Origin of the sequence: Arthrobacter sp. 147(2020) (assembly GCF_013116715.1) — a bacterium.
Lineage (GTDB): Bacteria > Actinomycetota > Actinomycetes > Actinomycetales > Micrococcaceae > Arthrobacter_D.
In genome coordinates, this window is sequence record NZ_JABFOM010000021.1 from 40895 (window position 1) to 62916 (window position 22022).

17 protein-coding genes, 1 tRNA gene and 2 pseudogenes are annotated in these 22022 nt (G+C 64.0%); 14 read left to right on the forward strand and 6 right to left on the reverse strand.

Annotation, left to right across the window (positions count from 1 at the left end; all coding sequences use genetic code 11):
* Positions 1–49 precede the first annotated feature (49 nt).
* The 10 genes from HMI58_RS13130 (at position 50) to pyk (ending at position 14806) form a co-directional block, all read left to right on the forward strand.
* Positions 50–1624 carry an anthranilate synthase component I gene (locus HMI58_RS13130; protein ID WP_171586833.1) on the forward strand — a complete coding sequence of 525 codons (1575 nt, stop codon included), beginning with the start codon at positions 50–52 and terminating at the stop codon, positions 1622–1624.
* Positions 1621–2283: a Trp biosynthesis-associated membrane protein gene (locus HMI58_RS13135; protein ID WP_171620376.1), complete on the forward strand. Its 663-nt coding sequence runs from the start codon at positions 1621–1623 to the stop codon at positions 2281–2283. Before HMI58_RS13130 ends, HMI58_RS13135 begins: the two co-directional genes overlap by 4 nt.
* Before the next feature lie 74 nt (positions 2284–2357).
* A complete protein-coding gene (locus tag HMI58_RS13140; RefSeq protein ID WP_171586831.1) occupies positions 2358–2690 on the forward strand; it encodes an HGxxPAAW family protein in 333 nt (110 codons plus the stop codon).
* Positions 2691–3515: an indole-3-glycerol phosphate synthase TrpC gene (gene trpC, locus HMI58_RS13145; protein ID WP_171620378.1), complete on the forward strand. Its 825-nt coding sequence runs from the start codon at positions 2691–2693 to the stop codon at positions 3513–3515.
* Between the two features lie 43 nt (positions 3516–3558).
* Positions 3559–4914, forward strand: coding sequence for a tryptophan synthase subunit beta (gene trpB, locus HMI58_RS13150; protein WP_225668321.1), 1356 nt, complete (start codon positions 3559–3561; stop codon positions 4912–4914).
* Positions 4911–5711 carry a tryptophan synthase subunit alpha gene (trpA, locus tag HMI58_RS13155; RefSeq protein ID WP_171586828.1) on the forward strand — a complete coding sequence of 267 codons (801 nt, stop codon included), beginning with the start codon at positions 4911–4913 and terminating at the stop codon, positions 5709–5711. The genes trpB and trpA overlap by 4 nt, the downstream gene beginning before the upstream one ends.
* 3 nt (positions 5712–5714) lie before the next feature.
* Positions 5715–6767, forward strand: a complete 1053-nt coding sequence (lgt, locus tag HMI58_RS13160; protein WP_171586827.1) for a prolipoprotein diacylglyceryl transferase — start codon at positions 5715–5717, stop codon at positions 6765–6767.
* 273 nt (positions 6768–7040) lie between these two features.
* Positions 7041–11792 carry a glutamate synthase large subunit gene (gene gltB, locus HMI58_RS13165; protein WP_205208169.1) on the forward strand — a complete coding sequence of 1584 codons (4752 nt, stop codon included), beginning with the start codon at positions 7041–7043 and terminating at the stop codon, positions 11790–11792.
* Positions 11785–13242 carry a glutamate synthase subunit beta gene (locus tag HMI58_RS13170; RefSeq protein WP_171620380.1) on the forward strand — a complete coding sequence of 486 codons (1458 nt, stop codon included), beginning with the start codon at positions 11785–11787 and terminating at the stop codon, positions 13240–13242. The genes gltB and HMI58_RS13170 overlap by 8 nt, the downstream gene beginning before the upstream one ends.
* Positions 13243–13312: 70 nt before the next feature.
* The gene (pyk, locus tag HMI58_RS13175) at positions 13313–14806 is read left to right on the forward strand and encodes a pyruvate kinase (RefSeq protein ID WP_171586825.1); all 1494 of its coding nucleotides are present in this window, start codon (positions 13313–13315) and stop codon (positions 14804–14806) included.
* 83 nt (positions 14807–14889) lie between these two features.
* On the opposite strand, the gene HMI58_RS13180 is transcribed toward pyk, so the two are convergent.
* Positions 14890–15492, reverse strand: a complete 603-nt coding sequence (locus HMI58_RS13180; RefSeq protein WP_318779235.1) for a response regulator — start codon at positions 15490–15492, stop codon at positions 14890–14892.
* A 194-nt stretch (positions 15493–15686) separates the two neighbouring features.
* Between HMI58_RS13180 and HMI58_RS13185 the strand changes: the two genes are divergently transcribed.
* Together HMI58_RS13185 and HMI58_RS13190 are read left to right on the forward strand one after the other, a co-directional pair.
* Positions 15687–15768 (forward strand) — tRNA-Leu (locus HMI58_RS13185).
* A gap of 429 nt (positions 15769–16197) precedes the next feature.
* Positions 16198–16557 carry an SOS response-associated peptidase family protein gene (locus HMI58_RS13190; protein WP_275690917.1) on the forward strand — a complete coding sequence of 120 codons (360 nt, stop codon included), beginning with the start codon at positions 16198–16200 and terminating at the stop codon, positions 16555–16557.
* Between the two features lie 219 nt (positions 16558–16776).
* On the opposite strand, the gene HMI58_RS13195 is transcribed toward HMI58_RS13190, so the two are convergent.
* On the reverse strand, positions 16777–17517 hold the full coding sequence (locus tag HMI58_RS13195) for a hypothetical protein (protein ID WP_171620384.1): 741 nt from the start codon (positions 17515–17517) through the stop codon (positions 16777–16779).
* A 278-nt stretch (positions 17518–17795) separates the two neighbouring features.
* Here HMI58_RS13195 and HMI58_RS13200 point away from each other — a divergent pair.
* Positions 17796–18116, forward strand: a pseudogene (locus tag HMI58_RS13200) (integrase core domain-containing protein); the annotation flags it as partial.
* Positions 18117–18314: 198 nt separating this feature from the next.
* On the opposite strand, the gene HMI58_RS13205 reads toward HMI58_RS13200, so the two are convergent.
* Together HMI58_RS13205 and HMI58_RS13210 are read right to left on the reverse strand one after the other, a co-directional pair.
* Positions 18315–20027, reverse strand: coding sequence for an ABC transporter ATP-binding protein (locus tag HMI58_RS13205; protein WP_171620386.1), 1713 nt, complete (start codon positions 20025–20027; stop codon positions 18315–18317).
* A gap of 333 nt (positions 20028–20360) precedes the next feature.
* Positions 20361–20594 carry an IS3 family transposase gene (locus HMI58_RS13210; RefSeq protein ID WP_225668324.1) on the reverse strand — a complete coding sequence of 78 codons (234 nt, stop codon included), beginning with the start codon at positions 20592–20594 and terminating at the stop codon, positions 20361–20363.
* Positions 20595–20725: 131 nt separating this feature from the next.
* Here HMI58_RS13210 and HMI58_RS13215 point away from each other — a divergent pair, with 131 nt between their 5' ends.
* Entirely contained in the window at positions 20726–21283 is a 558-nt protein-coding gene (locus HMI58_RS13215; RefSeq protein ID WP_171620390.1) for a transposase family protein, read from the forward strand.
* 184 nt (positions 21284–21467) lie between these two features.
* Here HMI58_RS13215 and HMI58_RS13220 read toward each other — a convergent pair.
* Together HMI58_RS13220 and HMI58_RS13225 are read right to left on the reverse strand one after the other, a co-directional pair.
* Positions 21468–21632: pseudogene (locus HMI58_RS13220) on the reverse strand (DDE-type integrase/transposase/recombinase); the annotation flags it as partial.
* 77 nt (positions 21633–21709) lie between these two features.
* On the reverse strand, positions 21710–22022 hold a 313-nt coding region (locus HMI58_RS13225; protein ID WP_171620392.1), incomplete at its 5' end, for an S-layer homology domain-containing protein.

Sequence of the window (22022 nt, forward strand, 5' to 3'; positions counted from 1 at the left end):
CCGCCCACCGTGACGTTTCCCACCGCCAGCTGAAAGAGCACACACCGTTATGCAGGAACTTGGAGTCATCAGCCCCAGCCTTGAAGAGTTCCGCGAACTCGCCAGGGACCGCCGCGTGGTGCCCGTCCATCTGAAGGTGCTCGCGGACGCCCACACCCCCATCGCCATCTACCGCAAGCTCGCTGACGGCCAGCCCGGTACATTCCTGATGGAATCCGCGGCGGTCGGCGGCGTGTGGTCCAGGTACTCGTTCATCGGCGCCCACTCGCGCGCCACCCTGACCAGCCTCGACGGCGAGGCGCACTGGCTGGGGGAGCCGCCGGCAGGTGTCCCCACCACCGGCAGCCCGGTCGAGGCGCTCCGCCAGACCATCGAGGCGCTGCGCACCCCCCGGTTCGATAACCTGCCGCCGTTTACCTCGGGTCTGGTGGGCTTCATCGGCTGGGAATCGGTCCGCCACTGGGAGCGGCTGACCAGCCCACCCGAGGACGATCTGCTGCTGCCCGAGCTGGCGATGTGCCTGGTCACCGACATGGCCGTGCATGACAACTCCGAGGGCACCCTCACCCTCGTCGCGAACGCGATCAACTTCGACGGCTCCAGCGACCGGGTGGATGAAGCCTGGCACGACGCCGTTCAGCGGATCCGCGCCATGCTCACCAAGCTGGGGGAAGCTGCCGAACAGCCCGTCTCCGTGCTGCGGGACGGGTCGGTGGACACCGCCGAACTCCTTTCCCGCGTCGACGAACGCTGGGACAAGCCCAAGTACCTGGCCGCCATCGAGCGCGGGAAGCGGGCCATCGTGGACGGCGACGTGTTCCAGGTGGTTATCTCCCGGCGGTTCGAACTCGACTGCGACGCGTCCCCGTTGGACGTCTACCGGGTGCTCCGGAACACCAACCCGAGCCCCTACATGTACCTGTTCAGCCTGGCCGACGCCGACGGGCGGGAGTACTCGATCGTCGGATCCTCCCCGGAGGCCCTCGTCACGGTCACCGGCAAGGACGTCATCACCCACCCGATTGCCGGCTCCCGCCCCCGCGGGCACACCCTGGACCAGGACCGGGCCCTCGCCGACGAGCTGCTGGCCGACGAGAAGGAACGCGCCGAACACCTGATGCTGGTCGACCTGGCACGCAACGACATTTCCAAGGTCTGTGTGCCCGGCTCGGTCGACGTCACCCAGTTCATGGAAGTGGAGCGGTTCAGCCACATCATGCACCTCGTCTCGACGGTGGTCGGCTCGCTGGCCCCCACGAAGACGGCGTATGACGTGCTCGCCGCCACCTTCCCCGCCGGTACCCTGTCCGGCGCTCCCAAGCCCCGCGCGCTGCGTCTGATCGACGAGGTGGAACCCCACCGCCGCGGAATCTACGGCGGGGTGGTCGGCTACCTCGATTTCGCCGGCGACATGGACCTAGCCATCGCCATCCGGTCAGCACTGCTCCGCGACGGCCGGGCCTACGTGCAGGCCGGCGGCGGGATTGTGGCTGACTCCGTCCTGGAAGACGAGGCGCAGGAAACCGTCAACAAGGCGGCCGCGCCGCTGCGTGCGGCACTGATCGCCTCCAGTCTCAGGACTGTCACCGCTGCCGAGGCGCTAGAGGAAGTAGAGGTCCCATGAGCACCGACCCGGGCACCACCGACGGCCAGGCAAGCTCCTCCGGGCACTCGAAGGCCTCCGCAACACCTAAGGCGCCGAGTGCGTGGCAGCGCAAAGGCACTGTGATTCTGGCCACGGTGCTGTTCTCCCTGCTCGCGTTCGCAAGCACCACCCAGACCTGGCTGACGGTGATCCTGCCACAGGACGCCGTCCAGACCCCCAACCTCACCATCCCCGGCAGCGACGCCGCCACCGCCGTCACCGCCTTCGCGCTGGTGTCCCTGGCCGCGGCGCTGGCCGTTTCCATCGCTGGCCGGATCGCGCGGATCCTGGTGGTGGCGATCCTGCTCATCGCCGGCGTCGGGATCGTCTGGAACAGCCTGCTGGTGGTGGCAGACCCCACCGGGGCCGCTGCCCCGGCGATCGGCGAGGCAATCGGTGTCAGCACTGGCAGCGGTGCCACCCTCGCGCTCACTGTGTTCCCCTGGCTGGCCGCCGCTGCTGGCGTCCTGTTGACAGTGACTGCGGTCTGGATGCTCCTCGCCAGCCGCGGCTGGAACCGGTCCAAGCGGTACGAGAAGGTCGCCGACGAGAACCCGTCCGCGCGCAAGTTGACCGCCCACTCGGACGAGATCGACAGCTGGGACCAGCTCACCAAGGGGAAAGATCCCACCACCTGAGCCAGCACGGCAGACCACGGCCGCCCCTAACTAATGGCAGAATGAACACCAGACGAGTTTCAAGGAGAGTCACCATGGCCAAAGACGCCACAGCCAACGCAACGACCCGGACCGCCTCCGTGGAGCACCCGGAAAATTCACGGGAAAACCACGCATCAATGCATGACGAGACCATCGGCCACGGCAACAGCCCCGCGGCGTGGACCTGCGTGCTGATCATGCTCGTCGGCGCAGCAGTGTCGTCCTTCGCTTATGTCTTCGCCAGCACCGAGGGGAACATGGGCGCCGGGACCGTTCTGTTCTGGATCGGCATTGCAGTCATGGTGGTGGGTCTCGGCGCGGGCCTCGTCATGAAGCGCGCCGGCTACGGTGTCGGCGGATCAAAGCTGAAGGGCAAAGACGACTAGGTGAGCGTTCTCGACGACATCATCGCGGGAGTCCGTGAGGACCTCGCACCCCGTGTTGCGGCGCTCCCGCTGGAGCAACTGCGCGACGACGCCACCTCGGCTCCCGCGCCCCGCGACGCCTACGCCGCCCTGCGCGGTAACGGCACCGGGATCACCCTGATCGCCGAGGTGAAACGCCGCAGCCCCTCCAAGGGAGCGCTGGCCGACATCACCGACCCCGCGGCTCTGGCGGTGCGCTACGAGAACGGAGGCGCCGCCGTCGTCAGCGTCCTCACCGAACAGCGACGCTTCGGCGGGTCACTGGCCGACCTCGATGCTGTGCGCGCCGCCGTCGACCTGCCGTTGCTGCGCAAGGACTTCACCGTCGACGAATACCAGATCTGGGAGGCCCGCGCCCACGGCGCCGACCTGGTCCTGCTGATCGTCGCAGCCCTGACCGACGAGGAGCTCCGCAGCTTCCTCGCACTGACCCACCAACTCGGCATGAACGCACTGGTGGAAACCCACACCGCTGACGAGGTGGAACGGGCCGTTGCGGCCGGTGCCAAGATCGTCGGCATCAACGTACGGAACCTGAAGACGCTCGACATTGACCGGTCGGTCTTCGCCCCCCTGGCCGCCGGTATCCCGGCGGGCACGCTCATCATCGCCGAGTCGGGAGTGCGGGACGCAGCCGACGTCGGACGGTTCGCCTCCGATGGAGCCGACGCCATCCTGGTCGGCGAGGCGTTGGTCCGGCACGACAATCCCCAGGACACGATCGCCGCGTTCCTCGACGCCGGCCGCAGCGCGCGACTGGCCCTCCAGGACCAGCCAACCGCTTAGCCACCGGCACGCAGCACACCACCACGACAGGACAGGCAAGCTCATGACCGATTCGCCCCAGGCAGCCAACGGACCCACCGAGGTCACCGAAGGTACTGCAGAAGCCTTCCTCAACCCCACGGGGAGCCTGCTCAACCCCACGGGGAGCCTGCGCCACGCGCCCGGCCCCTATTTCGGTGAGTACGGCGGCCGCTGGATGCCCGAGTCGCTGATCGCTGCCCTCGACGAGCTCACCGATACCTTCGAGAAGGCCAAGGCGGATCCCGAGTTCACCGCCCAGGTTGCGGAACTGAACCGCACCTACGCCGGGCGCCCCTCGTTGCTGACCGAGGCCAAGCGTTTCTCCGAGCATGCAGGCGGTGTGCGGATCTTTCTCAAGCGCGAAGACCTCAACCACACCGGATCCCACAAGATCAACAACGTGCTGGGCCAGGCCCTCCTGGCCAAGCGGATGGGCAAGACCCGCGTCATCGCCGAAACCGGTGCGGGCCAGCACGGAGTCGCCAGTGCCACCGCCGCAGCCCTGATGGGCCTGGAGTGCGTCGTCTACATGGGTGCCGAAGACTGCCGCCGGCAGGCGCTGAACGTGGCCCGGATGGAACTGCTCGGAGCCACAGTCGTCCCGGTCACCAACGGGTCGCAGACCCTCAAGGACGCCATCAACGACGCCCTGCGCGACTGGGTGGCCAACGTGGACACCACCCACTACCTCCTCGGCACGGCCGCCGGAGCGCACCCGTTCCCGTCAATGGTTAGGTACTTCCACGAGGTCATCGGCGAGGAAGCCCGCGAGCAGGTGCTGGCCGAAACCGGCCGCCTGCCCGACGCGGTGTGCGCCTGCATCGGCGGCGGGTCTAACGCGATCGGTATGTTCCACGGGTTCCTCGACGACCCCGAGGTGGCACTGTACGGCTTCGAGGCAGGCGGCGACGGCGTCGAAACCGGACGCCATGCCGCGACCATCACCCTGGGCCGTCCCGGCGTGCTGCACGGCGCCCGCTCCTACCTGATGCAGGACGACGACGGCCAGACCATCGAGTCCCACTCCATCTCCGCCGGACTGGACTACCCCGGCGTCGGCCCGGAGCACGCCTACCTGGCCGACATCGGCCGGGTCAGCTACGAGCCGATCACCGATGCCGAAGCCATGGACGCATTCAAGCTGCTGTGCCGCAGCGAGGGAATCATCCCGGCCATCGAAACCGCCCACGCCTTGGCCGGAGCCATCAAGGTGGGGCAGCGCCTCGCCGCCGAGGGCGGCGACCCGTCGGAAAAGATCGTCCTGATCAACCTCTCCGGCCGTGGCGACAAGGACGTGGCGACAGCCGCCGAATTCTTCGACCTGCTGCCCGACAACAGCGCCGAATCCGAAATCGGAAAAGACGGGGAACAACTGTGAACACCCAGACCACCAGCAAGTCGGCCGCCGCGATCGACCGTGCGCGCGACGCCGGCCGTGCCGCGCTGATCGGGTACTTGCCCGCCGGTTTCCCCGACGTCCAGACCACCATCGACGCGGCGGTTGCCATGGCGGAGAACGGGATGGACCTGATCGAGATCGGCATCCCCTACTCGGATCCGGTGATGGACGGTGCGGTAATCCAGGAAGCAACGGTGCAGGCCCTGCAGAACGGGTTCACCGTCGAGAAGGTCTTCGACATCGTCAAGGGCATCACGGAGCGCACCGACGCGGCCGTGCTCGTGATGACCTACTGGAACCCGGTCATGCAGCTCGGCGTCCGCGAGTTCGCCCGTCGGCTGCACGAGGCTGGGGGAGCAGGACTGATCACCCCCGACCTGATCCCCGACGAAGCCGCCGAATGGCTGGCCGCCTCCGAAGAGTTTGGCCTGGACCGGGTCTTCCTCGTCGCCCCGTCCACGAGCGACGAGCGGATGGAACGGACGGTCGCGGCCAGCCGCGGGTTTGTCTACGCCGTCTCCATCATGGGCGTCACCGGCGCCCGGACCGCTGTCAGTTCCGCGGCCCGCGCCGTCGTCGACGCCGCCCACGGTGCTGGCGCTGAACGCGCCTGCGTCGGGCTCGGCGTTTCCTCCGCAGACCAGGTCCGGGAGATCGCCGCGTACGCGGACGGCGTGATCGTGGGCACCGCCCTGGTGGCGGCCCTACGCGACGGCGGAGTCCCCGCCCTCGCCGAACTGACCAAGGACCTCAGCAGCGGAACGGGAAAGAGCTAACCCATGCGAATCGTGAGCACCATCGGGACGCTTCCCGCCAGTATCCCGAGCCCACCGGCGGAGTGGGCGTCCTTCAGCCTTGGACCGCTCACCCTCTACACGTACGCCCTGTGCATCCTTGCCGGGATCATCCTGGCCCTGCTGCTGACCGTATCCCGGTGGAAGCGCTACGGCGGCAACCCGGACGTCATCTGGGACGTCGCCATCTGGGCCATCCCGTTCGGCATCCTCGGCGGACGGCTCTACCACGTGATCTCCTCACCCGACGCCTACTTCGGACCCGACGGCGACCTGTCGCGGATCCCGCGGATCTGGGAGGGCGGCCTGGGCATCTGGGGCGCCATCGCCCTGGGTGCCGTGGGCGCCTGGATCGGCTGCCGCCGGTCCGGGGTGCGGCTGAGCGCCTTCGCCGACGCCGCCGCCCCGGGCATCCTGCTTGCGCAGGCGGTGGGCCGGCTCGGAAACTGGTTCAACCAGGAGCTTTTTGGCGCCCCCACCACCCTGCCGTGGGGCCTGGAAATCGACCCGGAGAACGCCAACTTCCCCGACGGCGTCCCCGTGGACACCCTGTTCCACCCGACCTTCCTGTACGAGATGCTGTGGAACCTCGCCGGCGTCGCCCTGCTCCTGCTCATCGACAAGCGGTTCCGCCTCCGCGGCGGAATGATGTTCTGGGCGTACGCTGCCTTCTACACGGCGGGCCGCGTCTGGATCGAAGCCCTCCGCATCGACGACGCCGAACTGGTCACCCTGTTCGGTGTCACCCAGCGGCTCAACGTCTGGACCAGCATCCTGGTCCTGGTCGGTGCCATCGCCGTCCTCATCTACCTCGGTACGAAACGCAAGGGGGCCGACACGCCGTCGCTGTACCTGCCAGGCCGTGAACCGTCGGCAGTGGATTCGCTGGAAGACACCACCGACACCCACATTGCCGACACAGACGAAACGAAATCCACCACCCGTGGTAATCTCGTCGAAACAAACGGTAGTGATGAACCTCTCTCCGAGCGGGACAGCACCGATCCGACAAAGCGGGAGAACGACTCCCGACCCTAGCGTCCAGGGCCACCGCCCACACTGGACACATCGCCACAGTGACGTGGCCCCGGCGCCCCGGCGGAACACCCCTCTCCAGGCGCACCGGATATGGCGGGTACCTCAGGTGCCCAGTTGTTCTGCAATCGTTGTTCCGGGAACCTCCCGGGAAGCATCAGTCACGCCATAGAATTCTGATAACAAGTTTGTTTAGTGAGCAGCCCACTCGGGCTGCAGACCTGGGGCCAAGGCCGTCCCCTCCCGACGCTCCATTCTGGGGGAAGGACACTACCTATGAATGCTCCCACTTCCGGCAACCCCACCGCCGGCGTTTCCACCAACACCTCGGACAACGGGTCAGCGACCCGTTACGGCGAGGATGCCTCGATCGTTGACGACGTCACCCCCGAGGTCACCCCCGGTGCTGACAAGTCCACCGTCGTCTCTCCCTTCGACCGGTTCTCCAACATTCCCGAGGCCACCGGACTGTATAACCCGGAGAACGAGAAGGATGCATGCGGCCTGGCCGTCATCGCGACCCTTCGCGGGGAACCGGGCCACGACATCGTCGATCATGCGCTGACCGCGCTGCGCAACCTTGAGCACCGCGGTGCAGTGGGCGCCGACGAGGGCACCGGCGACGGCGCCGGCCTGCTCACCCAGGTTCCCGACGAGTTCTTCCGCGCGGTAGTCGACTTCGACCTTCCCCCGGCTGGCCAGTACGCCGTCGGGACCGCGTTCCTGCCCGCTGAGGGACGCGAGGAACAGACCGCACGCGCCGGACTGGAAGTGATCGCCGAATCCGAGGGACTCACCGTCCTCGGCTGGCGCGAAGTGCCCATCCAGGCCGACCTCGTGGGCGCCATGGCTCGTGCCTGCATGCCGCACTTCGTGCAGCTCTTCCTGGCACCCACCGGCGGAGCGTCCTCCTCGGACAATGCGTCTCCGGACAGCGCCCCGTCGGGAAGTACAGCTGCGCCGGTCGACCTGGACGCGCTGGCCTTCAGAGTGCGGAAGCGCGCCCAGAACAAGCTCGGCGTCTACTTCCCCTCCCTGTCCTCAAAGACCATGGTCTACAAGGGCATGCTGACCACCGCGCAGCTGGAACCGTTCTACCCGGACCTGTCCGACCCCCGGTTCAAGACCAAGCTGGGCATCGTGCACTCCCGGTTTTCCACCAATACCTTCCCCTCCTGGCCTCTCGCCCAGCCGTTCAGGACCATCGCCCACAACGGCGAAATCAACACGGTCAAGGGCAACCGGAACTGGATGCGCGCACGCCAGTCGCAGCTGTCCAACAGCCTCCTCGGCGACGACCCCGAGGAACTGTTCCCCATCTGCACCCCCGGAGCCTCCGACTCGGCATCGTTCGACGAGGTCGCCGAGCTGCTGATGCTCTCCGGCCGGCCCATCACCCACGCGATCATGATGATGATCCCTGAGGCGTGGGAGAACCACGCCACGATGGATCCCGCCCGCCGTGCGTTCTACCAGTACCACTCGATGCTCATGGAACCGTGGGACGGCCCCGCAGCCGTGTCCTTCACCGACGGCACCCTGGTGGGGGCGGTCCTGGACCGCAACGGCCTCCGCCCCGCCCGCTACTGGGTGATGGAGGACGGTCTGGTGGTCCTCGCCTCCGAGGTGGGAGTCATCGACATCGAACCCTCCAAGGTGGTGCACAAGGGCCGCGTGTCCCCAGGCAAGATGTTCCTCGTGGACACCGAAGCCGGACGGGTGATCGAGGACCAGGAAATCAAGGCGCAGGTCGCCTCCGCCAATCCGTGGGGCGAATGGGTCAAGGACAACCTGCTGCTCCTGAAGGACCTCCCCGAACGCGAGCACGTCCTACACACCAAGGCCTCCATCAACCGGCGCCAGCGCACCTTCGGGTACACGCAGGAAGAGCTGCGGATCCTCCTCGGACCGATGGCGAAGGCCGGAGCCGAACCGCTCGGTGCGATGGGCTCCGACACTCCGGTGGCCGTGCTGTCCAAGCGACCACGGCTCCTGTTTGACTACTTTGTGCAGTCCTTCGCGCAGGTCACCAACCCGCCACTGGACTCCATCCGCGAGGAACTCGTCACCTCGCTGCGGGCGTCCTTGGGCCCCAACGGCAACCTTCTGACTACCAAGCAGGTGCACGCCAAGCAGGTGGGTCTGAGCTTTCCGGTGATCAACAACGACGAACTGGCGAAGATCGCCAACATGTCCAACAGCGACGGCGAACGCATCGCCATGAAGGTCCGCGGTCTGTACCGGCCCGAGGGCGGTGAGGCCTCCCTGCGGGCACGGCTCACCGAGATCTGCGAGCAGGTCTCCAGCGCCATCAACCGGGGCATCCAGTACATCGTCCTGTCCGACCGTGACTCGAACGCGCAGTGGGCGCCCATCCCGTCCCTGCTGCTGACCAGTGCCGTTCACCACCACCTGCTCAAGAGCGCCAACCGGACCAAGACCTCACTGGTGGTCGAAGCCGGCGACGTGCGCGAGGTCCACCACGTGGCCGCGCTCATCGGCTACGGTTCCTCGGCGATCAACCCTTACCTGGCCATGGAAAGCTGCGAGGAACTGGTCCGCAACGGTGACATCACCGGAGTGACCGCCGAGCAGGCCGTCGCCAACCTCATCAAGGGGCTCGGCAAGGGTGTCCTGAAGATCATGTCCAAGATGGGCATCTCAACGGTCGGCTCCTACTGTGGCGCGCAGACCTTCGAGGCACTCGGTCTGGGCCAGGAACTCGTGGACGAATACTTCCACGGCACGCAGACCCAGCTCGGCGGCGTCGGGCTGGAGGTGATCGCTGCCGAGACGGCAGCGCGCCACGCCAGCGCCTACCCGCAGGACGGGATCGACGATCCGCACCGGGACCTGGACAACGGTGGCGAGTACCAGTGGCGCCGCGAGGGCCCACCGCACCTGTTCAACCCGGAGACCGTGTTCCGGCTGCAGCACGCCACCCGCGAGCGGCGCTACGACATCTTCAAGAAGTACACCAGTGGCGTCGACGACCAGGCCAAGGAACTGATGACCCTGCGCGGGTTGCTCCAGTTCAAGGAGGGCGTGCGCGAACCGGTGCCGATTGACGAGGTTGAACCGGTCTCCAGCATCGTCAAGCGGTTCTCCACCGGCGCGATGAGCTACGGCTCCATCTCCCAGGAGGCCCACGAGACGCTGGCTATCGCCATGAACCGCCTCGGTGGCAAGTCCAACACCGGCGAGGGCGGAGAAGATATTGACCGGCTGCTCGACCCCGAGCGCCGGTCAGCGATCAAGCAGGTTGCCTCCGGCCGGTTCGGCGTGACCAGCCTGTACCTGACCAACGCCACTGACATCCAGATCAAGATGGCGCAGGGTGCCAAGCCCGGCGAGGGCGGCCAGCTGATGAGCCAGAAGGTCTACCCGTGGGTGGCCCGGACCCGGCACTCCACTCCCGGCGTGGCCTTGATCTCGCCGCCGCCGCACCACGACATCTACTCCATTGAAGACCTCGCCCAGCTGATCTACGACCTGAAGCGGTCCAACCCGTCGGCGCGCGTGCACGTCAAGCTGGTCTCCGAAGTGGGGATCGGCACGGTCGCGGCTGGCGTGACCAAGGCCAAGGCCGACGTCGTCCTGATTTCCGGGCACGACGGCGGCACCGGTGCCAGCCCCCTGAACTCGCTCAAGCACGCGGGCGTTCCCTGGGAGCTGGGCCTGGCGGAAACCCAGCAGACCCTGATGCTCAACGGGCTCCGCGACCGCGTGGTGGTGCAGGTCGACGGGCAGCTCAAGACCGGGCGCGACGTCGTCATCGCCGCGCTGCTCGGCGGCGAGGAGTTCGGTTTCGCGACGGCGCCGCTGGTGGTCTCGGGCTGCGTCATGATGCGCGTCTGCCACCTGGACACCTGTCCGGTGGGCGTCGCCACGCAGAACCCCGAGCTGCGTAGCCGGTTCACCGGCAAACCCGAGTTCGTGGTCAACTTCTTCGAGTTCCTCGCCGAGGAGGTCAGGGAGATCCTGGCCAGCCTGGGCTTCCGGTCCATCGAGGAAGCCATCGGCCACAGCGAGTCGCTCGACGCCCGCAAGGCAATCGACCACTGGAAGGCCGACGGTCTCGACCTCGACCCGATCCTGCGCGGCAACGAGTTCGGCGACGACGCGCCGATGCGCAACATGACCACGCAGAACCACGAGCTGGACCAGCACTTCGACAAGAAGCTCATCGAGATGAGCGCCGACGCGCTGGACCACCGTGCCCCGGTGCGGATCTCGGTCGACGTCGTGAACACCGACCGTTCGGTGGGCACCATGCTGGGCCACGAGGTGACCCGGCGGTTCGGTATTGACACCCTCGCCACCGACACCATCGACGTCACCCTCACCGGTCAGGCGGGCCAGTCTCTTGGCGCGTTCCTGCCCGCGGGCATCACCCTGCGGCTGTTCGGCGACTCGAACGACTACGTGGGCAAGGGACTCTCCGGTGGACGGATCATCGTCCGGCCGGACCGGTCCAACGTCTTCGCTGCCGACCGCAATGTCATTGCCGGCAACGTGATCGGCTACGGTGCCACCAGCGGGGAGATCTTCCTCCGCGGGCAGGTGGGGGAGCGGTTCCTGGTGCGCAACTCCGGTGCGACGGCGGTGGTCGAGGGTATCGGCGACCACGGGTGCGAATACATGACCGGCGGCCAGACCCTGATCCTGGGCCGGACCGGACGGAACTTCGGTGCCGGCATGTCCGGCGGCACCGCCTACGTGCTGGACCTCAACCGGCGCCGGATGAACACCCAGAGCATCGAGAACGGGGAGCTGAAGCTCGTCGAGTTGGATGCCGAGGACATCGAAATTGTCCGTCAGCTGATGATCAAGCATGTTGAAGAGACCGAATCGAACCTCGCAGCGCACCTGCTGGAGAACTTCGAGGACACCATCGCGCGGCTCACCAAGGTGCTGCCCCGCGACTACGCAGCTGTTCTGGATGCCCGGGCCGCTGCGGTTGAAGATGGCCTTGACCCCGACGGCGAAGAAGCTTGGACCCGAATCTTGGAGGTAACCGGTGGGTGACCCACGCGGATTCATGAAGGTACGCGAACGCCAGACCCAGCCCCGCCGGCCCGTGCCGGTGCGGATCATGGACTGGAAGGAAGTCTACGAGGCGCAGGAGAAGGGCGTCCTCAAGGCCCAGGCCGGACGATGCATGGACTGCGGCATCCCGTTCTGCCACCAGGGCTGCCCGCTGGGCAACCTGATCCCGGAGTGGAACGACCTCACCTACCGGGACAAGGGCAGGGAAGCGATCGAGCGGCTGCATGCCACCAACAATTTCCCCGAGTTCACCGGCAGGCTGTGCCCGGCACCCTGCGAGGCATCCTGCGTGCTGGGGATCAACCAGCCGCCGGTCACCATCAAGCAGGTGGAAGTCTCGATCATCGATGAGGCCTTCGCCGAGGGTTGGGTTGAGGCGCACCCGCCGGAACGACTGACCGACAAGACCATCGCCGTCGTCGGCTCCGGCCCTGCAGGCCTTGCCGCAGCGCAGCAGCTCACCCGCACCGGTCACACGGTGGCCGTGTATGAGCGTGACGACAAGATTGGCGGGCTCCTGCGTTACGGGATCCCCGACTTCAAGATGGAAAAGAGTCACCTGGAGCGTCGCCTTGAGCAGATGCGTGCCGAGGGTACCCGGTTCAGGACCGGCGTCGAGGTGGGACGCGACATCAGCTGGGACCAGCTCCGGCGTCGTTACGACGCGGTCGTGGTGGCCACCGGTGCCACCATTCCCCGTGACCTGCCGATCCCGGGACGGGAACTGGAAGGCGTTCATTTCGCCATGGATTACCTGGGCCAGGCCAACCGGGTGAGTGCGGGCGGTGTTGTTGAGGACCAGATCCACGCGGAGGGCAAGCACGTGGTGATCCTTGGTGGCGGCGACACGGGCGCTGATTGCCTGGGCACCGCCCACCGGCAGCACGCGGCCTCCGTGACGACGCTGGCCATCGGACAGCAGCCGCCGGCGGACCGTGCGGCGCACCAGCCGTGGCCGACGTTCCCCACCCTGTTCGAGGTGGCCAGCGCCCATGAGGAAGGCGGTGAGCGGACCTACCTCGCCTCGACCGTCGAGTTTGTGGGCGAGAACGGCAAGCTCACCGCGGTCCGGGTGGCGGAGACCGAGTTTGTGGACGGCCGCCGGGTGCCGAAGGCCGGCACCGAGAAGGACATCCCGGCGGACCTGGTGTTCCTGTCGCTGGGGTTCACCGGTCCGGAGCCCGCCGGCCTCACCGAACAGGTTCAGGCCGACTTCGATGAGCACGGCAACATTGGTCGGGACGGCTACTACATGACCAACACGCCCGGGATTTTTGCGGCTGGCGACGCCGGTCGTGGACAGTCACTCATCGTCTGGGCCATCGCGGAGGGGCGCGCGTGCGCCGCAGCAGTGGACAAGTGGCTGATGGGGGAGACCAAACTGCCGGCACCGGTGGCTCCCACCGACCGCGCTATGGCAGTGCTCTGAGTGCACCACGTCGCGGAAAGGTCACCGCGCACCCCACAACACCTCCAACAACACGACTAGGCTAGGTTTCATGAGACGCGCAAAAATCGTTGCAACATTCGGCCCTGCAATCGCAAGCTATGAGAACACCGTGGCGGTGTTGGAGGCCGGTGTGGACGTTGCCCGGATGAACATGAGCCACGGCGATCACACGGTGCACAACCAGACCTACGAGTACGTACGGCAGGCATCGGAAGAACTGGGCCGCCCGGTCGCGATCTTCGCGGACCTGCAGGGTCCCAAAATCCGCCTTGGTCGATTCGTGGACGGCCCGCACGTGCTGGCCCCCGGCGACACCTTCACCATCACCACCGAGGATGTCGAAGGCACCCAGGAGATCTGCTCCACCACCCACCTGGGACTGCCCCAGGACGTCAACGTGGGTGATTCCCTGCTGATCGACGACGGCAAGGTCGCCCTCCGGGCCACCGCCGTTGACGACACGAAGGTTGTCGCTGTGGTGACCGTGGGGGGAGCGGTGTCGAACAACAAGGGCATCAACCTGCCCGGCGTCGCCGTGAGTGTGCCAGCGATGAGCGACAAGGATGAGGCCGACCTGCGGTGGGCCATCCAGCGCGGCGTCGACATGGTTGCGCTGTCCTTCGTGCGGAACGCGTCCGACGTCGTCCGCGTCCACGAGATCATGGACGAGGAGGGACGCCGGGTACCGGTCATCGCGAAGATCGAGAAGCCCCAGGCTGTGGACGCGATCGAGGAGATCATCGACGCGTTCGACGCCATCATGGTGGCCCGTGGTGACCTGGGCGTGGAGTTGCCGCTCGAAGAGGTTCCCATTGTGCAGAAGCGTGCCATCGAATTGGCCCGTCGCTGGGCCAAGCCGGTCATCGTCGCCACCCAGGTGCTGGAGTCGATGATCGACAACCCCCGCCCCACCCGCGCTGAGGCCTCTGACTGTGCCAACGCAGTGCTGGATGGTGCTGACGCCGTCATGCTCTCCGGCGAAACCAGTGTCGGCAAGTACCCCATGGAAACCGTGCAGACGATGGCGAATATCATCGAGTCCACCGAGAAGCACGGACTGGACCGGGTGCCGCCGCTGGGCAGCAAGCCACGGACCCGCGGTGGCGCGATCACCCGCGCTGCGGTGGAGATCGCGGACCAGCTGGATGCCCGTTACATCTGTACCTTCACCCAGTCGGGTGACTCGGCGCGGCGTCTGTCACGTCTGCGCCCGAGCAAGCCAGTCTTTGCCTTCACCCCTGTGCAGTCGACGCTGAACACGATGGCGATGATCTGGGGCGTGCAGCCCATGTTGGTGCCGTTCGTTGAGCACACCGACCAGATGACCGCCCAGGTGGACCGGGTGCTGTTCGAACAGGGTCTCGTGGAGCCCGATGACCTGGTGGTCATTGCTGCCGGTTCGCCTCCCGGACAGGCCGGGTCCACGAACTCAATCAAGGTGCACAAGGTCGGCGACATCGCCGACGCGGGTCAGCTGCCTGACGGCTACACCCCCAACAAGGAGAAGGTCGGCCCGTGGCCGGTCAAGAACAAGCACAAGTAACCCTTTAGACGCGAGAAGGTCCCCGCCGGTTTTCACCGGCGGGGACCTTCTCTCTGTTCAGGGTGTGTTGTTCGAAGTGGCAGCTAGTTGACCTGGTTGATGATGGTCTCGGCAACCTCGCGCATGCTGAGGCGGCGGTCCATCGAGGTCTTCTGGATCCAGCGGAAGGCCTCGGGCTCGGTGAGGCCCATCTTGGTGGTGAGCAGGCTCTTCGCGCGTTCCACGAGCTTGCGGGTGGCGAACTGTTCCTGCAGATCCGAGACCTCGTGTTCCAGTGCCTTGATCTCCTCGTGGCGGGAGAGGGCAATCTCGATGGCCGGGATCAGGTCAGCTGGGGTGAACGGTTTGACGACGTACGCCATCGCGCCGGCGTCGCGGGCTCGTTCCACCAGCTCTTTCTGGCTGAAAGCGGTCAGCAGGACGACGGGGGCGATACGTGCCTTGACGATCTGTTCTGCCGCGGTGATGCCGTCCATGACGGGCATCTTGACGTCCATCAGGACCAGATCGGGCTTGTGCTCCTTGGCGAGCTGGACGGCCTTCTCGCCGTTGTCAGCTTCGGCGACGACGTCGTACCCTTCGCCGCGGAGAATCTCCACAATGTCCAGGCGGATGAGGGTCTCATCCTCGGCAACAATCACTCGCCGCGCAACACCCGAGACGGTTGGCTCGTTGGATTCAGACACAGCAGGCTCCTTGTTCAATTCCATCATTTGCCCGGCCGGGCTGCACCCGTTGCCGGTTCACTGAAACAGCCTATCGGCATGTAGAGTAGTTTCGCGCACTGACGATGACTTGAGTACTTCATCTAGCTTTGATCGGGTCTGTCCCGGATCCTGAGCCTGGGTCTTGAGTGGGTCTTTGGTCGGAGCGCACGTTAGCCCGAATGGCGGAATTGGCAGACGCGCTGCACTCAAAATGCAGTATCGAAAGATGTGTGGGTTCAAGTCCCACTTCGGGCACAGTGTTTCCCCTTGTCAGAGGCTGTTTCGCTCTCTGACTGTGCACAAACCGGCTCAGATGGTGAACAGGGTGTGCCTGGTTCGGTGGGTGGGATGCAGTCTTCCTGTGACGGTTCGTCTCCTTTCTCTCTTGAAGCCCTTGGTGGGCTTTCTTACTACTTCATGGGGGAGTACTGCTCCGGGTACATGACTTTGGGGGAAAGTTTTTAACCAAGTTTTCGACCTGTCGCCGTTCTGATATAGGAATCACCGCTGGGCACGAGGGGCCGGAGTGCAACTTGGGGAACCGGGAGAATTCCGAACTACCGTGAGGAGATAAGCGACGGAGGAGCGCCAAACGAAAGTTTGGTCTGCTCCCGGCGCTTCGCGCCCTGGTTGCGCGGAAGACCCGTCCAGCGATGCTGGGGATCAGAATGACGTGCGGCGATGATGCTTCTCCCTGATCTATCTGCCACGGCAGGACGAGGACGAACTATTGGCCGTAGCGACCCTTATGAGTTCTGGCCCAATCCCGAGCTGCCCGAGGAGCATCCGGATAAGTGGTTGGTCACTGCCACTGTTATTGCGACGTCGGCCACCGACGCGCTGGGGCATATCCAGGAGCGCTCACCGCTGATCATCCTCAAAGTCCTCCAAGCTCACTGGCTGGATCCATCGACCACGGACAGGAACCAGGTCCGAGAGCTGGTCAATGTCATACCCGAACCTGACCTAGTGCTCCCAGTCGTCGGCAGTGAAGTCGGCTCAGTGCGCAACAACAACCCACAGCCCATAGAACCAGCACAGTAGGGGCTCTTACCCTTCAGATTCGTCACAAATCGCTGTCAACGACAACCCGTCAGGGACCAACGTCTCTAACGCCGCGCGGGTCGCATTGTAAATAGCACCGCTGGCGGTGATCCGGCTCGTCTCGGTCTCGTCGCCGCCGCGCTAGGTCCCGTCAGCTCCACCCAACTTTCCATCTCCCAAAAATGTAGGCCACTCAGCCGCGCGCCGGTACATTTGCATTTAACGGTCGGCGATGCGCGCAAGATCGCTGTTGGTTAACCAACCAATGACCTTTCCCGAGACCTTCCCGTTGTCAGTTACGAAGACATCCTTGCACCCGAGTTCTTTGTTCATCTCGTCGCGCGCCTCCCCGACTGAGGCGGCCCCCGCAACTGCGACGAAGGTTTCTACAGCCCGCTTGAGCTCTGCATTCTCATTTCGAAGTGATCCAAGAGTGTCAGTTACTTTTAGGTCTTTTGCCGGAGTGCCTTTGATTTGAGCGTACTTATCAATGTCCGGTTCATGTATGACCATAACCACGACATCGTTCTGTGTCAGGATCGGAATCCGGCTATTCTTACTGCCCTGCATCGCCTCGTAAAGGGAAACTAGTGTGAACGCGTCAGCCGATGCCTTGTCAGTTACATGGCGCAAGGGGTCGATGCGCCGTAGCGGCGTCATCACGTCTTTAATTTTTGTTTGCGGGGTGAACGTCCCCGACAATTCGAGAGTCTTGAGAGTTGCATTGTTAGCGGCCTGCAGATTATCTTTCGCAAAATAGAGGGCGAAAATAGTACCAATCCACGTTCCCAATAAGGGAAGGACGGATGCAAAGACCAGGCGTGCCATCTTGGGACGGTCAGCGTTGGTAGATAGTGTTAGCAATACGATTGAGATGGCAGCGATTCCCGTGACGCCAGCGAGGCATACCCACAGGGCTATTTTGGATCGTGTCTCGACGTCATCATAAGTTGTGGCCATGGGTAGTTCTCCTTGTCCTTAGGGCACTATTCGACATCATTGGAACGTCCAAGACACGTGGAGCGGCAAATAGAGGTTTGCGATGAATGTACAGCGAACGAAGAAACTCCGCTAGGTCCCCTTAGGGTCGGCGTGTACGAGATGGTCAGCACCAGCGAGCACATCTGGTCGCAGCTCAATACACGGACGAATGGCTGGTCAATGTTAATGCGAAGTGCCCCTCGTCGATGCGGGTCTGGTTCCACAACCAAGGAGTCTGTATCAGAGTTATAGGCGACGCGGTGCTGAAGTGCATCATCGCCGAAACCGGTGTCGTCCCGACCCATGTCCGTTCCGATAATGGAGCGGAATTCACCGCGGCGACGTTGATCACCTGGTGCCAAACCGTGGGGGTCCACACTGCGTTTATCGACCCGGGATCGCCCTGGCAGAACGGATACGCCGAATCATTCAACGCCCGATTCAGAAGGGAACAACTCACCGGAGAAATCATCGACACCCCGGCCGAAGCGAAGTACTTAGCCGATGAGTGGAAACAGATCTACAACCATGAACGGCCCCGCGGATCCCTCGACGGAATGACACCATCGGCGCACTGGGAAAACTGGGCCAGAGCAAACCGTCCCACTATTGCTGGCCGAGATTCATTCGGGCCCAGACATCACCTGACGGACGAGCGCTACCCGCTAGACATGGAGACCTCGTTCAATTGCCGATCTGTCACAGGCCGTGTCTGACTTTAGGTCGCCTTTCAATCACGGATCCTTGTGGACCACGGAAGGAGGGCGCGTAGCGCCCTAGGAAAACCTGCGATCCGCATCCCACATTTTCTTAAAGCGGCTCGCGGGATCTGCCTTGAGGTGATTGGGATGGCCCGCCTCAACCACAGACCCCCCATCTAAGACCAAGACATGCCCAGCGAATAGCGCAAATTCCAGTCTGTGACTTATGACCAATACAGTACGCTCGGGAGCTGCTAGCCAGTCCTGAAGAGGGCCGTCTATCTCGCTGAGGGTCAGTGCATCAACGCCCGAAAGCGGCTCGTCCAGGATTACCAACTCAGAATGATCGACAAGTATCCGAGCCAGCGCCAGCCTCTGTTTCTGTCCCTCCGAGAGTCCTCGAGCTTCGAGTTGCAGCATATTGGCACCATCTGCGTGACTAGCGACCAGGCCAACCTGTTGCAGCACATTAGCGCGTTCCTCCGCTGACACCGTATCCGCTGCGAATAAGTTGTCATCCACGGTGCCCTCCACGAAGTGTCTTGCCTGCGCTAGGTAACTCATGCGTGCCAACACGTCTCGATTCAGCCCGGCATTCTTCATCCCGAATACCTCAACAGTCCCTTGTCGTGGTTCAAGAAAGCCAAGGATCAACCGCGCTATGGTTGTCTTACCCGAACCGGATCGCCCAACCAGAAGGGTTGTTCCGCCACGAGGGATGACGAAGGAGCAATCCGACAAGACCGGAGCGCGGTTTTCATCTGCGTAGCCAAAGTGCAAGCGATCCATCCGTACGACCGGATCTGAATCTTCGACAGCTTGGCCTGTCCGCTGAGCACCGTGACGCTGCGTGGTCCACTGCGCCAATAGCCGAAGCAGGTAGTTTGAGGTGGATGCCGATTGCCGAACGCGATCGTACCCGGCCAACATTCCCATTACCGGGATCAAGAGACGGGCGTAGATGGAAATGAAGAAATATATATCTCCCACCGCGGTGACGTCGGTCCCGACCGCCACCGCTACAACCACCAGACCCACGACAATGAGCCGCCCTACGTCAAAGACCAAGCCTTGCAGCGAGCTAAAGAGCGATTCCAGGATAGCCAGCGACCTATTAATTCGGGCGAGGCGTGCTGACGCCGCCTCAAGGCGATCAATATAGTCTGTGTCCTTATCGTGAGCGAGAAGCACGTCCCTGTAGCTCAGCACATCGTCAGTTCGGGCTAACAAGTCTCTTCGCTCATCGTCGAACTTCTCACGTCGCTTAGCAAGGCGCCAAGCCTGAAATTGGCTTACACCACCTAGACAAAGTGTGATTCCTAAAAATGCCGCGGCGAATAATGGATGCACTACACCCACGAGGGCAATAACTGACACGAGCGTAGTGATTTGCTGCACAGATGTAATCCCCACAGCCCATGCTCCCGAGACAGCACCCGCGCCCTGCTGAACGGCTCCAGTGACGCCACCCGGTTCGTTTGGGCCGTCCTCCACCCCACCTGTATCCATGAAGGCGCGCAGCCCATCTCCGAATAGGTTGCGGAACAGGTGAACTTCCATACCTTCGCGAATCGCAACAGCAAGAGTTGCGAGAATCGTACTGAGCACCATGGAAGCGATGTAAAGCCATGTGACGGTGGCGATGGTCACCTCAACGCCGTGCAAAGACGCCAAGACACGTTCGCCCCAGTCGGTCGCGTTGTTGGCCTGCGGCCAACTGTCGAAAGGTCCGGTCCAAAACAGGTTGGCATCTCCCGCCCCGATGGCGGTGCTGGCTTGGTTGATCATCGCAGACTCTAGGAGAGACTTGATGGTCGCCACAATCCCCACCAGCAGGCCTAGTCCGGCTAAGGCTGCTATTGACCAAGCTCTGGAGCGTAGGACCCCAGCGACATAGGGCCATGTGAGGACCAGTACTGTCCTAAACGGCATGGTCCCTCCTGCGCGCCATTGATGCCTCGTGCGAGGCCACGATCCTCGTGCCGGTTTTGAATGTCAATGTCCCGGGAACTGACTTGCGTGGGGAGGCAGCGAATGGCTTTGCCTGATTGAAGGCGTGGTTGGGACCAGGGCCACGTAGACGAACCCAGTGTAGATCGGGACGTAGGTGAAATCAGTGACTCAGACCTGGTTCGGTGTCAGGGCTGTGAAGTCCCGATTCAGCAGGTCTCCGGCGCGGAGGCTGTCCTTCCCGGGGACCGTGGTGCGCATCTTGCGGCCTCTGGTCAGACCGTTCATGCCCTCCTCGCGCATCAGCCGGTCCACAGTGTGTTTGGAGGCTTCCGGGAAACCGTTGCGGCGCAGCCACTGGGTCATCTTCCGCCGCCCGTAAAGGGGCCCTTCGCATTTGAGCAGGGGTGGGGCCTGACGGGTTAAGCGCTGTTGCCGATGTGTCCGGTGGTGCGGCGTGGTGTGAGCGGAAAGGGGTCAGGGCCTCTTTGAATTGGTAGCGACCAAGCAAACCGACATCAAAAAGAAGCCCTGACATGACTCACTTTACTTCCTGTCCTGGCGGTCGCTGGTGCACCCGTGCTGATGCGCTGTCCAGTGTCGAAGGCGTCCACCTCACCTCTGTCACTTCGACCGGTCACGGTTTCGTACTGCGCGTGGAAACGGGTGAAACCCTCACCGGTTGCCCGGACTGCGGGGTCGTCGCGGTCGGTCACGGTCGCCGCCATGTCCGCCTCCATGACATCCCGTGTTTCGGCCAGCCCGTGCGCCTGCTCTGGGCCAAACGCATCTGGCGCTGCCCAGAGCCTCACTGTCCACGAACGACGTTCACGGAATCCCATCCGCTGGCCGGTCCACGGTCGAAACTCACCACCCGGGCCGTCGGTTGGGCGGTGGACGCGCTCTGTGGCTACGACACGTCGGTTTCGGCTCTGGCCTATCAGCTCGGGGTGTCCTGGCATACCCTCTGGGACGCCATCAAACCCGAAGCAATCCGCCGCACGACGCCCGCGGATCGGCTGACCGGCGTCGACGCCCTGGGCGTGGACGAACACGTTTGGTCCCATACTGCTCGTCCGGCTCCGGGATGGTGACCGGGATCGTGGACCACACCCGCGACGCCAAAGGAGTGGTCTGGGGTGTGTCAAGGATGTGAGACAGCCGGTTAGTTTTTTCGGGGTTAGGCGGCTGCGGGTAGCGGCTGGATTTGGGTCGTGAAGTTGGCCATTGCTGTTGCCGGGGGTAGCCCTTGATTGTTGGTGTGGGGCCGCCAGCGGCGTACCCGTTCTGCCACGGCGATCCCGGGTCGATAAAAGCGGTCTCTACCCCGGCGGTTTGGCACCAGCTAATCAACGCCGCAGCGGTGAATTCCGGCCCGTTATCCGAGCGGACATAGGTCGGGACGACACCGGTTTCAGCGATGATGTCCTCCAGCACAGCAACCGCGCTTCAGCCGGTCCACAGTGGCCTTGTCGTTGCCGAAATCCTGGCAGTCGGCCATGAGTGCATTGGGGGCAGCGCTACACGCGTTCCGCCCGGTAGAGGAAGGCGGCCATGGCATCACGGTTGATCGGGGATAGAGGCTTGTAGGAACGGGTGCCATTGCCGTTGTCCCAACCGGTGGAAATACCCTGGGCCGAGAGCCAGGCCATTTCCTTGTAGAACTGCTGCTTCGTGGACACATCGGTGAACGGCGACCTCGCCGGGGGCGCGTAGGCGGGAGAGCCAGCAGCCCGGTAGAGGAAGGCGGCCATAGCGTCACGGTTGATCGGGGTCAAAGGCTTGTAGGAACGGGTGCCATTACCGTTGTCCCAACCGGTCGAAATACCCTGG

Excerpts from the sequence above, each read along its gene's own strand:
- HMI58_RS13130 (WP_171586833.1), top strand. The coding sequence starts at position 50 with ATGCAGGAACTTGGAGTCATCAGCCCCAGCCTTGAAGAGTTCCGCGAA.
- HMI58_RS13135 (WP_171620376.1), top strand. The coding sequence starts at position 1,621 with ATGAGCACCGACCCGGGCACCACCGACGGCCAGGCAAGCTCCTCCGGG.
- HMI58_RS13140 (WP_171586831.1), top strand. The coding sequence starts at position 2,358 with ATGGCCAAAGACGCCACAGCCAACGCAACGACCCGGACCGCCTCCGTG.
- trpB (WP_225668321.1), top strand. The coding sequence starts at position 3,559 with ATGACCGATTCGCCCCAGGCAGCCAACGGACCCACCGAGGTCACCGAA.
- lgt (WP_171586827.1), top strand. The coding sequence starts at position 5,715 with ATGCGAATCGTGAGCACCATCGGGACGCTTCCCGCCAGTATCCCGAGC.
- gltB (WP_205208169.1), top strand. The coding sequence starts at position 7,041 with ATGAATGCTCCCACTTCCGGCAACCCCACCGCCGGCGTTTCCACCAAC.
- pyk (WP_171586825.1), top strand. The coding sequence starts at position 13,313 with ATGAGACGCGCAAAAATCGTTGCAACATTCGGCCCTGCAATCGCAAGC.
- HMI58_RS13190 (WP_275690917.1), top strand. The coding sequence starts at position 16,198 with ATGCTTCTCCCTGATCTATCTGCCACGGCAGGACGAGGACGAACTATT.
- HMI58_RS13195 (WP_171620384.1), bottom strand. The coding sequence starts at position 17,517 with ATGGCCACAACTTATGATGACGTCGAGACACGATCCAAAATAGCCCTG.
- HMI58_RS13205 (WP_171620386.1), bottom strand. The coding sequence starts at position 20,027 with ATGATCAACCAAGCCAGCACCGCCATCGGGGCGGGAGATGCCAACCTG.
- HMI58_RS13215 (WP_171620390.1), top strand. The coding sequence starts at position 20,726 with ATGACTCACTTTACTTCCTGTCCTGGCGGTCGCTGGTGCACCCGTGCT.